The organism is Staphylococcus sp. SM3655 (assembly GCF_016917315.1).
Lineage (GTDB): Bacteria > Bacillota > Bacilli > Staphylococcales > Staphylococcaceae > Staphylococcus > Staphylococcus aureus.
The window spans coordinates 997,321-1,012,595 of the sequence record NZ_CP070305.1 but is presented as its reverse complement, the minus strand read 5'-3'; the positions used below and the strand labels follow the sequence as shown (position 1 = coordinate 1,012,595).

6 protein-coding genes and 2 pseudogenes are annotated in these 15,275 nt (G+C 34.0%); 1 reads left to right on the top strand and 7 read right to left on the bottom strand.

The genetic code is table 11. The features are described from left to right. Positions 1-359 precede the first annotated feature (359 nt). Positions 360-5,243 (bottom strand): LPXTG-anchored surface protein SasG, encoded by a 4,884-nt coding sequence (gene sasG / locus JQN76_RS04895; protein ID WP_047210385.1) that lies wholly within the window; start codon positions 5,241-5,243, stop codon positions 360-362. A 304-nt stretch (positions 5,244-5,547) separates the two neighbouring features. After that, positions 5,548-5,904 (bottom strand): HTH-type transcriptional regulator SarT, encoded by a 357-nt coding sequence (gene sarT, locus JQN76_RS04890; protein ID WP_000998872.1) that lies wholly within the window; start codon positions 5,902-5,904, stop codon positions 5,548-5,550. 323 nt (positions 5,905-6,227) lie between these two features. Between sarT and sarU the strand changes: the two genes are divergently transcribed. Beyond that, complete coding sequence (gene sarU / locus JQN76_RS04885; protein ID WP_000386367.1) at positions 6,228-6,971, top strand: HTH-type transcriptional regulator SarU; 744 nt, start codon at positions 6,228-6,230, stop codon at positions 6,969-6,971. A 210-nt stretch (positions 6,972-7,181) separates the two neighbouring features. Here sarU and galU read toward each other — a convergent pair whose 3' ends face one another. From galU to JQN76_RS04865, 5 genes and pseudogenes are all read right to left on the bottom strand, one after another. After that, complete coding sequence (gene galU / locus JQN76_RS04880; RefSeq protein WP_000721337.1) at positions 7,182-8,048, bottom strand: UTP--glucose-1-phosphate uridylyltransferase GalU; 867 nt, start codon at positions 8,046-8,048, stop codon at positions 7,182-7,184. A 179-nt stretch (positions 8,049-8,227) separates the two neighbouring features. Beyond that, complete coding sequence (gene fnbB / locus JQN76_RS04875) at positions 8,228-11,092, bottom strand: fibronectin-binding protein FnbB (RefSeq protein ID WP_000841437.1); 2,865 nt, start codon at positions 11,090-11,092, stop codon at positions 8,228-8,230. Continuing rightward, a pseudogene (locus JQN76_RS14325) lies at positions 11,076-11,177 on the bottom strand (hypothetical protein). The gene fnbB and the pseudogene JQN76_RS14325 overlap by 17 nt, the downstream one beginning before the upstream one ends. Before the next feature lie 595 nt (positions 11,178-11,772). Continuing rightward, a complete protein-coding gene (gene fnbA, locus JQN76_RS04870; protein ID WP_000794620.1) occupies positions 11,773-14,862 on the bottom strand; it encodes a fibronectin-binding protein FnbA in 3,090 nt (1,029 codons plus the stop codon). Then, a pseudogene (locus JQN76_RS04865) lies at positions 14,846-14,948 on the bottom strand (hypothetical protein). The gene fnbA and the pseudogene JQN76_RS04865 overlap by 17 nt, the downstream one beginning before the upstream one ends. Positions 14,949-15,275 lie beyond the last annotated feature (327 nt).

Here is a 15,275-nt window from a genome sequence, read left to right as displayed (position 1 = left end):
TTGAATGCATCCACCAGCCTTTTTAGACCTTCTTCTAAACTCTCTTTATCCAAAGCGCAATTAATTCTAATATAATTTAGTCAGTTAAATATCAATTATTTCGAAATATACATACTACTTGAAACACCATACATAACCCCCAAAATGACTACTCAGAGGTTATATTCTACTAATTATGATTATATTAAATATGAAAATATTATCAAAAAAATCAAATTTATAACAAAAATACACCCCTTAAAGTTAGGTCTTTCAATCCAACTTTTGGGGTGTATATCATTCTCATCATATTCTAGGTTGTTTTTAACAAACTAAATATAGTGAATGCAAATCAACTATTATTTAAATTATGAATTATTTTAATTCTTTCTTCTACGAGCCAATAACATTAATCCAGCAATTCCAATTATACTACTAAAGATCAAACCTTTTTGCGTGCTTTCTAAACCTGTTTTTGGTAATTCTGCTCGTTTTTTCTCTTGATTAGCTACTGATTCTTTAGCAATTTTAGATTTTTTAACTTTATCATTTTTATCCATTGAATGAACTGGGCCATTTGGTTTTGCTCTGTCTTTCGATAATCCTGGATTGTTAGGATTTACTGGGCCACTTGGATGAGTTGGTCTGCTCGGCTTCTCTGGGTTTTCAGGTCCTTTTGGATCTTTTGGTTTCTCTCCACCGAACTCTACAATCTTATCTACTGGTTGTTTTGTGATCTCTTCTGTTGGTTGACCCTCGCCAACTTTTTCACCTGTTAATGGGTTCACTGTGATTGGTGTTGTGATTGTCTTACTTCCTGGTTGTCCTTCTTGTTTCACTCGCTCTTCACCAGGTTGTAATTTTGGATTAAACTCACGTTTTGTTTCAAACGGTATCTCTACTGTTTTTGTTTCTGGTGTACCCGTTTTTGGTCCGTGTTTAATCACATCATCCACTGGCTCTTCGATCACTTTTCCTGTGTCTGGATTCTTGATTCCTGGTTTACCTGGTACTTTTTCCGTTTGATCTGTTGGTAAGTTTGGATCAAAGATATCTTTATGACCTTGCGGTATTTTCTCGCCACCGAATTCTGTTAATTCATTAACTGGATCTTTTGTGATTTCTTCTTTCGATTCACCTTTACTAATAATTTCTCCAGTTAATGGATTTTTTAGTGTTGGCGTCGTTATTGTCTTCTCACCTTTTTGTCCTTCTCTTGTTACTTTTTCTGTCCCTGGTGCTAAATCAGGATTAAATTTACGTTCTTTCTCGAATGGAATTTCTTCTTTTTCTACAATCGAGTCTCCTTTTACAGGTCCATATTTTGTTACGCTATCGACCGGTGGTCTAACTACATCTCCTGTTTCTGGATTCTTAATTCCTGGTTTACCTGGAACTTCCTCTTTCTCTCCTGTTGGTAACTTCGGATCAAATTCGTCTCGATGACCTGGTGTTATCGTTTCTGGTCCGTATTCTGTTAATTCATTAATCGGATCTTTTGTGATTTCTTCTTTCGATTCACCTTTACTAATAATTTCTCCAGTTAATGGATTTTTTAGTGTTGGCGTCGTTATTGTCTTCTCACCTTTTTGTCCTTCTCTTGTTACTTTTTCTGTCCCTGGTGCTAAATCAGGATTAAATTTACGTTCTTTCTCGAATGGAATTTCTTCTTTTTCTACAATCGAGTCTCCTTTTACAGGTCCATATTTTGTTACGCTATCGACCGGTGGTCTAACTACATCTCCTGTTTCTGGATTCTTAATTCCTGGTTTACCTGGAACTTCCTCTTTCTCTCCTGTTGGTAACTTCGGATCAAATTCGTCTCGATGACCTGGTGTTATCGTTTCTGGTCCGTATTCTGTTAATTCATTAATCGGATCTTTTGTGATTTCTTCTTTCGATTCACCTTTACTAATAATTTCTCCAGTTAATGGATTTTTTAGTGTTGGCGTCGTTATTGTCTTCTCACCTTTTTGTCCTTCTCTTGTTACTTTTTCTGTCCCTGGTGCTAAATCAGGATTAAATTTACGTTCTTTCTTGAATGGAATTTCTTCTTTTTCTACAATCGAGTCTCCTTTTACAGGTCCATATTTTGTTACGCTATCGACCGGTGGTCTAACTACGTCTCCTGTTTCTGGATTCTTAATTCCTGGTTTACCTGGAACTTCCTCTTTCTCTCCTGTTGGTAACTTCGGATCAAATTCGTCTCGATGACCTGGTGTTATCGTTTCTGGTCCGTATTCTGTTAATTCATTAATCGGATCTTTTGTGATTTCTTCTTTCGATTCACCTTTACTAATAATTTCTCCAGTTAATGGATTTTTTAGTGTTGGCGTCATTATTGTCTTCTCACCTTTTTGTCCTTCTCTTGTTACTTTTTCTGTCCCTGGTGCTAAATCAGGATTAAATTTACGTTCTTTCTTGAATGGAATTTCTTCTTTTTCTACAATCGAGTCTCCTTTTACAGGTCCATATTTTGTTACGCTATCGACCGGTGGTCTAACTACGTCTCCTGTTTCTGGATTCTTAATTCCTGGTTTACCTGGAACTTCTTCTTTCTCTCCTGTTGGTAACTTCGGATCAAATTCGTCTCGATGACCTGGTGTTATCGTTTCTGGTCCGTATTCTGTTAATTCATTAATCGGATCTTTTGTGATTTCTTCTTTTGGTTCACCTTTACTAATAATTACTCCAGTTAATGGATTTTTTAGTGTTGGTGTCGTTATTGTCTTCTCACCTTTTTGTCCTTCTCTTGTTACTTTTTCTGTCCCTGGTGCTAAATCCGGATTAAATTTACGTTCTTTCTCGAATGGAATCTCTTCTTTTTCTACAATCGAGTCTCCTTTTACAGGTCCATATTTTGTTACGCTATCGACCGGTGGTCTAACTACGTCTCCTGTTTCTGGATTCTTAATTCCTGGTTTACCTGGAACTTCTTCTTTCTCTCCTATTGGTAACTTCGGATCAAATTCGTCTCGATGACCTGGTGCTATCGTTTCTGGTCCGTATTCTGTTAATTCATTAATCGGATCTTTTGTGATCTCTTCTTTCGATTCACCTTTACTAATAATTTCTCCAGTTAATGGATTTTTTAGTGTCGGTGTCGTTATTGTCTTCTCACCTTTTTGTCCTTCTCTTGTTACTTTTTCTGTCCCTGGTGCTAAATCAGGATTAAATTTACGTTCTTTCTCGAATGGAATTTCTTCTTTTTCTACAATCGAGTCTCCTTTTACAGGTCCATATTTTGTTACGCTATCGACCGGTGGTCTAACTACATCTCCTGTTTCTGGATTCTTAATTCCTGGTTTACCTGGAACTTCTTCTTTCTCTCCTGTTGGTAACTTCGGATCAAATTCGTCTCGATGACCTGGTGTTATCGTTTCTGGTCCGTATTCTGTTAATTCATTAATCGGATCTTTTGTGATTTCTTCTTTCGATTCACCTTTACTAATAATTTCTCCAGTTAATGGATTTTTTAGTGTTGGCGTCGTTATTGTCTTCTCACCTTTTTGTCCTTCTCTTGTTACTTTTTCTGTCCCTGGTGCTAAATCCGGATTAAATTTACGTTCTTTCTCGAATGGAATCTCTTCTTTTTCTACAATCGAGTCTCCTTTTACAGGTCCATATTTTGTTACGCTATCGACCGGCGGTCTAACTACGTCTCCTGTTTCTGGATTCTTAATTCCTGGTTTACCTGGAACTTCCTCTTTCTCTCCTGTTGGTAACTTCGGATCAAATTCGTCTCGATGACCTGGCGCTATTGTTTCAGGTCCGTATTCTGTTAATTCATTAATCGGATCTTTTGTAATCTCTTCTTTTGGTTCACCTTTACTAATAATTACTCCAGTTAATGGATTTTTTAGTGTTGGTGTCGTTATTGTCTTCTCACCTTTTTGTCCTTCTCTTGTTACTTTTTCTGTCCCTGGTGCTAAATCCGGATTAAATTTACGTTCTTTCTTGAATGGAATCTCTTCAACTTTTTTTTCTAATTCTGTTATTGTTTTTGGCGCTTCTGGTGTAAAAGTAAACTCTGAACCTTTCAAGTCAGTTCTCATCCAGCCATTTGCATTTATCCCTTGATTAAGGCCCCATCTTTGACTAGATGTAATTAAGAAATTATATGCCTGATTTTTAGATAAACCTAAATCTGTTATTGAAGTCTCCCAAGTTTTACCAGCATATTCTGCTCTCATTTTACCAGTTGAAGCAACATAAGTTAAGATGACATCATTTAAACGTTGCCCATGAAACTTTCCATCTGATGTATTAGTTGAATTGTCCGCATAGTTTAAAAAATTAGTTTTTGATTTATCAATATTTTCTCCAACCATTTGTGAATTACCAGAACTGTCATTTTTCACAAAAGCTCCGTATCCTCTATAACCTTGTCCAGCTTGCTTTTCAGTTTTGTCCATGGAACTTGTATAAATGTATCCAGTATCAATTTTAAATCCGCCTGAATTTACCAGACCTTTATCCCCAAGGATTCCACCATTAGTTAAATATTCTTCTGCATTTCCTTTACTAAATAAGAACCCCCAACCATCAGCACCTGTGGTATTTGATTGATGGTTATTTGCCACTCTAACTTTAAAATTGAAATCCTTACTAAAATCTATTTTATTTTTTAATTGTAAAGCTCCTATCAAACCATTACTTTCATTACCAACATTAAACCTGGTTACCTCTGATACCCCTAAATCTGTTGGTTTTTTTTGTATATCAACACTTCCGTAACCTTCAAAATGTTCTTTACCTTGAATTGTAATTGGGGTAGATTCAACTACATTTTTAGAATCTCTTGTAATATCAAAAGAGCCTTCATCAACAGAACGAGCTTTTCTAACCTTAGGTGTCTCTGCGTTATGAGTGACTGACGATTTCGGCTGAACTTCAGCAACATCAGCTACTTCTTTTGGTGTATCCTCCTTTTTTGATATATCTTCAGCTTTTACTGATGGTTCATGTTCGATTGTGTCTTTGTTTGAAGTTACTTCAGATTTAGCTTCTACACCCTGTGGTGCAGTGTCTTTGTTTGTTACTTCTTCAATCTTCACTTCTTTTGATTGGACATTATCTTTTAATGTAGTTGGATTCTCAATATTGTTTTCAGCTGCTTCTGCCTCTTGTTGAGTTCCCAAATACATTAGTGAGCCAATTAAAATAGATGCTGTTCCAACTGTAAATTTTCTTATTGAATATTTATTCAATTTATTTGATAGAAAATCTACTCTTTTATTTACCGGTCCTTTCTTATCTCTCATTTGCATACTCCTTTTTCCATATTTTCCACTTTACTTACAGTGAATTTACATGTAATTTTACAAATACAATAGGAGTTGCACAATGGAATATAACACTTATCTTTATAAAATTATTTTATATATTGACACACTTAAAACAATCTACAAATAAAATTATTATTTTTAGTTTTCAATGAATAATTCATTCTTATCTGTTGGAAAAACCCATCAACTCAATAGCATTGAATTTCTAAAATAAAAAATACCTTAACGCATTTAAAAATACATTTAACTGCACCAAGATATTAAAATCTCGAAACATACTTTATGTTTCATTAATATTTATTTCACTCAAAAGATTTTTAATATAATTGTGTTGTTTTACAGAAACAACAATGATTACATTTCTACTATCATGTGGGTCTCTACATTTATTCAAGTAACCCTTTTTTGATAATTCTTTTACGCTTTTAACAATTCTAGATTGGTCTATACCGATATAACTTATAATGTCTCTCATAAAATATTTACCTTCATCATTTTTAAATACATCTAAATATGCTAATACTAAATAATTATCTAATGTAAGACAAAAATATTTTTTTAAATATTTACGCAGCTCATATGTAGTTAATACTCTTTTCATTAATTTAATATTGCTCTTGCTTTTCAAATCATTCATCAAGTCTTCATCCCTTACTTTTAATTGTCACGTCAAATAATATTTGTCTTTAACTAGTAATAACTCCAAATATATTTAGTTTGTGGTGCTAGCTATAAACACAAATGAATCATAACACTATATTTTGATTTTGTTCAATTGTTTTTGTTTTTGGATAATAAATGAATTTGTCATTTGTTATTCCGTGATTTTTAGTTATTTATATTTTATATATATTATATATAAAAATATTTAGGTTAACATGTCTTCAAAAGGGATTGCTTTTATATTACTTTAAATAATATAAAGTATTGGGACATCAGAAAATAGTAGGAGAATGTAAGGTGGACTATCAAACTTTCGAAAAGGTCAATAAATTCATAAATGTAGAAGCGTACATATTTTTTCTCACTCAAGAGTTAAAGCAACAATATAAATTATCATTAAAAGAATTGTTGATATTAGCATATTTTTATTACAAAAATGAACACAGTATTTCACTAAAAGAAATCATTGGTGACATACTTTACAAACAATCTGATGTTGTTAAGAACATTAAGTCACTATCTAAAAAAGGATTTATAAATAAGTCTAGAAACGAAGCAGATGAACGCCGTATTTTTGTTTCAGTTACTCCAATACAACGTAAAAAGATTGCTTGTGTTATTAATGAGTTAGATAAAATAATTAAAGGATTTAATAAGGAAAGAGACTACATAAAATATCAATGGGCTCCAAAATATAGCAAAGAATTTTTTATACTTTTTATGAACATTATGTACTCAAAAGATTTTTTAAAATATCGATTTAATTTAACATTTCTTGATTTATCTATCTTATATGTAATATCATCTCGAAAAAATGAGATACTAAATTTAAAAGATTTGTTTGAAAGTATTAGATTTATGTATCCTCAAATTGTTAGGTCAGTTAATAGATTAAATAATAAAGGTATGCTAATCAAAGAACGATCCCTTGCAGATGAAAGGATTGTGTTAATCAAAATAAATAAAATACAATATAACACTATTAAAAGCATATTCACAGATACTTCCAAGATTCTCAAACCAAGAAAATTTTTCTTTTAAATTTAAACAGATTTACCTCTTGATAAAATAAATAAGCAATCATAATACTTCTCAATTTAGTATAAATAAAAATACATAATTAACTTTCTTTTGTTTTTATATTATTTCAATACCCTACTATATATCACAACACATAAATTAAGCATGACACTCATTCAATTTAGTTCACCATTTCGTGTTCCAATTTTATTGAGTATCATGCTTTTAATGTTATAACCCTAATTCTTTAATAAATCGTGTTAATTCTTCTCGCATACTGTCATCTTTCAATGCATATTCTATGGTAGTTTTAACGAAGCCTAATTTTTCTCCAACGTCATAACGTTCGCCTTCGAAGTCATATGCATACACTTGGTTATCATTATTCATACGTTCAATCGCATCTGTTAACTGAATTTCGTTACCTGCGCCTTCTTTTTGCGTTTTTAAATAATCGAAAATTTCAGGCGTTAATACATAACGTCCCATAATAGCTAGGTTTGATGGTGCCGTACCTTGTGCTGGCTTTTCCACAAACTTTTTCACTTCATACTGACGTCCGTTTTTAGTTAATGGATCAATAATTCCATAACGATGAGTATCTGCTTCTGGAACTTCTTGGACGCCTATAACTGAGTGCCCAGTTTCTTCATAAACGTCAATCAACTGTTTCACTGCTGGTACTTCAGATTCAACAATATCGTCACCTAATAACACCGCAAATGGTTCATTGCCGATAAATTGACGCGCAGAACTAATCGCATGCCCCAAACCCTTTTGTTCTTTCTGTCTTACATAAAAAATATTCGCAAGTTCCGTTGAATACTGAACTTTTTCTAGTAATTCAGATTTACCTTTTTCTTTTAACACCATTTCTAATTCTTTTTGACTATCAAAATGATCTTCAATCGCGCGTTTGTGGCGACCTGTCACTATAATAATATCTTCAATTCCAGCTCTTGCAGCTTCTTCAACGATATATTGTATTGTGGGTTTATCTAAGATAGGAAGCATTTCCTTTGGCATCGCTTTAGTTGCTGGTAAAAATCTAGTCCCTAAACCAGCAGCGGGAATGATTGCCTTTTTTATTTTTTTCAAAGTTAATGTGCTCCTTTTCCTAAGTATTAAATCTATGTATCAACGTCATTTTAACACTAATTAGAACGCCTTCATAGTGTCATTGAGTATGTAATTATTTCTTGGGAAATTTGATTTAATTTTAAAAAACAGGCTTACTTCATATAATTTATGAAATAAACCTGCCAATTTTGGATTGATTATGCTTTGTGATTCTTTTTATTTCTACGTAATAACGCTAATCCTAAAATGCTAAATAATCCGCCGAACAACATACCTTTGTTTGTTGATTCTTCTCCACCTGTTTCAGGTAGTTCAGATTTCTTAGATTGTGCTTTTTTAGTTGGTGCCACTGCTTTAACCTTTTCATTGATTTCAATAACAGGTGTTACTACCTTACCTTGTTCCACTGGTTTAGAAGGCTTTTTAGGTTCTTCTTTTGCGGGTGGTACTGGTTTACCTGGCTCAGATGGTATTTCTGGCGTTGGTGGCGTTGGTACTTCCGGTTCACTTGGTACTTCTGGTGTCGGTGGCGTTGGTGTTTCCGGCTCACTCGGCACTTCCGGCGTCGGTGGTGTTGGTGTTTCCGGCTCGCTTGGTACTTCTGGTGTCGGTGGCGTTGGTGGCACGATTGGAGGTGTTGTATCTTCTTCAATCGTTTGTTGACCTTCATTATGACCACTTACTTGTGGAAGTGTATCTTCTTCAAAGTCAACACTACTGTGTCCACCGAATTGATAATTAGGTTTATCTTTGTTTGTATCTTCTTCAATAATTTCAGTGTGCTTATTGAATCCATGAATATGTGGCACACTATCGAAGTCGATATCAATGATATTACCACCTTGTTCATACTTAGGTTTGTCTTCTTCTGTGTCTTCCTCGAATGACTGGTCACCATTATTTTGACCTTGGATTTGAGGTACACTATCGAAATCGATATCTACGATATTGCCACCTTGTTCATATTTCGGTTTATCTTCTTCTGTGTCTTCCTCGAATGACTGATTACCGCTATTTTGGCCACCTTCGTAACCTAATTCACTCTTAATATCAACATGGCTATTTTCTTCGATTTCTTCAATCACGCCATAATTACCGTGACCATTTTCAGTTCCTAAACCAGAATGAGAAATATGCTGGTAATTTTCAGTAATCTCTTCGATTGGACCTTGAGCTTGACCATGTTCTTCAGGTAATTCATCCACTAGTTCGATAAGATTACTTTCAGTTGTATATTCTTTCGTATCTTCAACTGTTGTATGATCGCTCACTGCGCCAGTTACAATACCTTTTGTAGAATCTTCGTCAAATTCAACTAGGTTAGACTCAGTAGTAACCTGACCACCACCTGGGTTTGTATCCTCTTCATATTCAACAACATCAGCGTGATGTTTTGAATTTTCATGTGTAGATTCTTCAAAATCCACATGAATAGAATCTTCTTCAGTTTCAATAATACCTTCTGCATGACCTTCTGCACCTTCAACAGCTGTATGATATTCAAAATCAATTGGCTTAGAATCGTTACTTTCTTCGATTGTACCAGTCAATTCATGCTTCTCCACTGGCGGCTCTGATTTAAATTCAAGTTCGATAGGAGTACTATGTTCTATAATAGGTTCCTTTGGTTTATCTTTGCCGTCGCCTTGAGCGTTATTAGAGTAAAATGCAACGCCATTGTTCCAAGTTAGTTGAACTGGATAATATGGGTAGTAAGGATAGTAGTTATGGTAACCTGTAAGTCTCGTTTGAAAGTTTAAGTCTTTAGCCTTTGTATTATACTCTCCTTCATATTTGACAACATAATTATTATTATCTTCTAAACTATCAAATGTGAATGAGTATCCGCCTTCTCCTGTATAAGATAGATTTACTTTCTCAGTCACATCTTCAAATTTGCTGGCATCATCAAGCTTTGCATAAACACTTTCAGCTAACTCATCTGAGCCAATGTGTTTATATACTTTGACTGTTGGATTATTAGCATTTTGTTTATGTCCAGATGTTACTTGACCAGTTACTGTGACAGAGCTTAACGATCGGTTATTAGGTTTTATATACGCAAAATGGCTAAATTTACCATCTTCTTTATTCAAAGTATCAATTCGACCATTAACAGTTACACCCATTCTATCTTTAACACCGTCTAAATATTTGATATCGAACTCTTTTTCAATCGTTTTATCACCTAGTGTTACTTCGACTTTTTGCTTTCCTTGCTTTGTCACTGTTGTAGGGTCAATAAATAGATTTAAAGATAATTCAGCAGTTAAATCTTTTTTATCTTTAACGTACTCTTTAAAAGTATATCTAATTTTTCTTTCTTCAACCACTTCACCTATTGCCATAACTTGACCATCTGTACTTTTTATTTCTGGAACTTTACGCAGTGTTGAAATACCGTGAGTTTCAACATTATCACTTAACGTGAAATCAAAATAATCTCCTTCTTTAATTCCTTCACCGAATTTCCATTTATATTTTAAAGTTACTCTTTCAGCGTTATGAGGATTAACGACATTCGTATCTTGTTTATGTCCTACAATTTCACTACCATTTTCTACTGTAACTTTATTTGTTACATCTGTACCTGTCGCCTTAGCTTCTCCTGCTACTACGGCAACGTCAGCTGATCTTTTCACTCTTGGTTTAATTTCTGAGAAGTTACTTGGTTGAGCTGTGTCAACTTGAGTTCCTGTAGTTTCCTTATCAGCAACTTTTTCCGATGGCAAATCAACTCGCGAAGTTTCTACTTTTGGTGCTTGCACAGTTGTTGGTGCTTCTTCTGTTGTTACTTGTGTTGATTGTGATGGTTGCTCAGTTGATGTCACGCTGTATGATTGTGTTTCATCTATTGTATTAACGTTATTTGTAGTTGTTTGTGTTTCGCTTGCTTTACTTTCAGTAGCTGAACTCCCACTTTCCTCTACTGTAGTATTGTTTTGTTCCGATGCTGCAGCTTCTTTTTCTTGTCCCATTCCAACAACGATCATTGTTCCTAAGAATACTGAGGCCGCTCCCAATTTGTGTTTTCTTATGCCGTATCTAAGATTGCTTTTCACTATAATATTCTCCCTTAAATGCAAAATTCATTTATTTTTAAAACTCAATAAATGCAATTCTATATTGTTCGGTTTTTAAAAGCAATGAAAAAAAGCGAGTTAATAAAAAGTTAAGATTGTTGTTAACTTTATGTATAATGAGTTTTTTATTATTTGGAACTCACATATATATTGCATACAAAGCTCTTGAATACCTTGATATAACAGTCTTGTATTTTTTATACTTACTTTTTAAATTAAATTCAAATTCATCTAATTTAAAGCAATATACTAAAGCATACATAATAATCGCCTGTACAATGCATCATTAAAAAGTCACTGAAATGCCTTTCATTGTATTAATAACGTCATTATAATTTTATATCGTTCGGTTTTTGTTCGATTTTAATGATTATTTATACAGAAACAGCCGTATTTCAAGACGACATTTTAAATTTCACTAAATTTGCATCTAGTTAATAATTGCATTTATCAAATTTGTCTTATTGATTCAATCTAATTTGTACTTACAAACTAGTTTTAAATTCTAACTTTACCTCTCAGTTCGTTATCAATCATCAGACATAAACCAATGAAGCAATCAGAAAACACTCTAATTTTCTATTAAAAATTTGATTTAATATAAAAAAAACAGGCTTACTTCATGTAATTTATGAAATAAACCCGTCAATTTTTGTTAATTATGCTTTGTTATTCTTTTTATTTCTACGTAATAACGCTAAACCTAGAATGCTGAATAATCCGCCGAACAACATACCTTTGTTTGTTGATTCTTCTCCACCTGTTTCAGGTAGTTCAGATTTCTTAGATTGTTTTTGTTTAGTTGGTGCCACTGCTTTAACCTTTTCATTGATTTCAATAACAGGTGTTACTACTTTACCTTGTTCCACTGGTTTAGAAGGTTTTTTAGGTTCTTCTTTAGCAGGTGGTACTGGTTTACCAGGTTCAGCTGGTACCTCTGGTGTTGGCGGTGTTGGTGTTTCCGGCTCACTTGGTACCTCTGGTGTTGGCGGTGTTGGTGTTTCCGGCTCACTTGGTACTTCTGGTGTCGGTGGCGTTGGTGTTTCTGGCTCACTCGGTACTTCCGGCGTCGGTGGTGTTGGTGTTTCCGGCTCACTCGGTACTTCTGGTGTCGGTGGCGTTGGCGGCGTTGTATCTTCTTCAATCGTTTGTTGACCTTCATTTTGACCGCTTACTTTCGGAAGTGTATCTTCTTCAAAATCAACAATGTTGTGTCCACCGAATTGATAATTTGGTTTATCTTTGTTTGTATCTTCTTCAATAATTTCATTATGCTTATTGAATCCATGAATTTGTGGCACACTGTCGAAGTCGATATCAATGATATTACCACCTTGTTCATACTTAGGTTTGTCTTTCTCTGTATCTTCTTCGAATGACTGATCACCTTTATTTTGACCATGAATTTGAGGTACACTATCGAAATCGATATCTACGATATTGCCACCTTGTTCATATTTAGGTTTATCTTCTTCTGTGTCTTCCTCGAATGACTGGTTACCGCTATTTTGGCCACCTTCATAACCTAATTCACTCTTAATATCAACATGGCTATTTTCTTCGATTTCTTCAATCACACCATAATTACCGTGACCATTTTCAGTTCCTAAACCAGAATGAGAAATATGATGATTGTTTTCAGTAATTTCCTCGATTGGTCCTTGTGCTTGACCATGTTCTTCAGGTAGTTCATCTACTAGTTCAATCAGATTACTTTCAGTTGTATATTCTTTCGTATCTTCAATTGTTGTATGGTCGCTCACTGCGCCAGTTACAATACCTTTTGTAGACTCTTCGTCAAATTCAACTAAGTTAGACTCAGTAGTAACCTGACCACCACCTGGGTTTGTATCCTCTTCATATTCAACAACATCAGCGTGATGTTTTGAATTTTCATGCGTAGATTCTTCAAAGTCAATTGGATTTGATTCCTCAGAGGACTCAGTGTATCCTCCAACGTGACCCGCTTCGCTATCCACAGCAGTATGGTAATCGATATCAATAGCTGATGAATCCGTTTCTTCTATTGTTTCAATGTATCCATCAACATAACCACCTTCACCATCTATAGCTGTGTGGTAATCAATGTCAAGAGTTGAAGAATCATATTCTTCTTCAACAGTAGTTACTAAATTCTTATCATATTGACCTGTAATAACTCCAGTTCCATATTCTTCATCAAATGTCATATTATTCGATTCTGTTATTGTTCCATTCGTTCCATCACCTTTTGCTTTGTTACTATATAAAACTAATCCATTATCCCATGTAAGTTGGTATCCCAAATGAGTATAGTAGTACTTATACTGCTGTTCTGGATATCCAAACATATGCGTTCTAAAATTCACTTGATCTGAACCACTTAAGTATTCACCATCATAGTGTATAACATAACTTTTTTCTAATTTCTCAATGTCTAATTTATAACTCCCATTATTTTCTACTTTTAATTTATCTTTCATTTCCTGAGTTACATCTTTAAACATTGTAGAGTCTGATATGTTTGCATATACACTTTCTGGTAATTCTTTAGCATCCTTTAAGACTTCATATACTTTTACAGTTGGAACATTTCCATTAGCTTTGCTACCTTGAGTTAGTGTACCAGTAATTGAAACGCTATCTGATTTATGCCCATTTTGTGGTTTTATGTAAGCTACATGAGTGAATTTATTGTTCCCTTTATCGAAAGTTTCAATAGATCCATTTACATTAGCATAGCTATTACTTACTCCTGGATTATATTCTATTGGCAATGTGTTTTTTGTTTCCTTATCATTCAACGTTGAAGTTATTGTTTGTTGTCCATTGCTTTGTACAGTTTTAGGATCAATAAATAAATTGATTTCTAAATCAGCAGTCACATTTACTTTATAATCAATATAGTCTGTAAATGTATACCTAATTTTCCCATTTCCAAGAAGTTGACCTGTCGCCATTACGACTGAACCATTTTTGATTTCTGGTACTTTTCTAGCTGTTGAAACTCCATAAGTATTTACATTATTAGACAAGGTGAAATCAAAATAATCTCCTTTGTGTAAACCCTTTTCGAATTTCAATTTGTATTTCAGTACGACACGTTGACCAGCATGTGGCTCTACTTTATTTCCTTGAGGTGCCTCAATAGAACCACTTTCCACTGTAACTTTACTTGTCACATCTGTACCCGTTTCCACTTTCGCGTCACTAGCTTCCTTAGCTTCCGCTACATCTGCTGATCTTGTCACACGTGGTTTACTTTCTGATACCGTTCTTGGCTGTGCCACTTCAACTTGTGTTTCTGCTGCTTGATTTTGTGTAGCCTTTTTAGGTGTTAAATCTACTTGTCTTTGATCTCCGCTATTGTCTTGAGATTGTGTCGTTTCCTTAACTTGAGGGTTCGCTTCTTCCTTAACTACCTCTTCTTTAACTGTTTCTACATTTGCTGGTTGTGCAGTTTGTGGTGCTTGTACTGCTTTTGGTGCTTTTTCAGTTGTTACTTGTGTTGCGTTTGACGGTTGTTCTGTTGCTGTTGCGCTGTATGATTGTGTTTCATCTATAGTATTAACGTTAGTTGTAGTTGTTTGTGTTTCGTTTACTTTATTATCAGTAGCTGAATTCCCATTTTCTTCTACTGTAGTTGTCTTTTGTTCTGATGCTGCAGCTTCTTTATCTTGTCCCATCCCAACAACGATCATTGTTCCTAAGAATACTGATGCTGCTCCCAATTTATGTTTTCTAATGCCGTACCTAAGATTGTTTTTCACTATAATATCTCCCTTTAAATGCAAAATTCATTAATTTTTTTAAACTTAATAAATGCAAGTCTATATTGTTCGGTTTTTAAAAGCAATACAAAAAAGCGAGTTAATGAAAAGTTAAGATTGTCATTAATTTTATGTTAATTGATAATTTTATTATTTGAAATATACCTATAAATTGTATTCAAGTCATCAGAAACCCTTGTCACACAAGGCTTGTATTTTTTATACTTATTTTTTAAATTAAATTCATCATTATCTAATTTAAAACAATATACTAAACGTTTCATAATTATCGCCTGTACAATACGCACAAAAACATGTCTTGAAACGCCTTTCATTACTCTAAAATACCCAATATACTTTTTATATCGTTCGGATTCTGAGTATTTCAGACGATTTTCTGCATAAAAATAAAC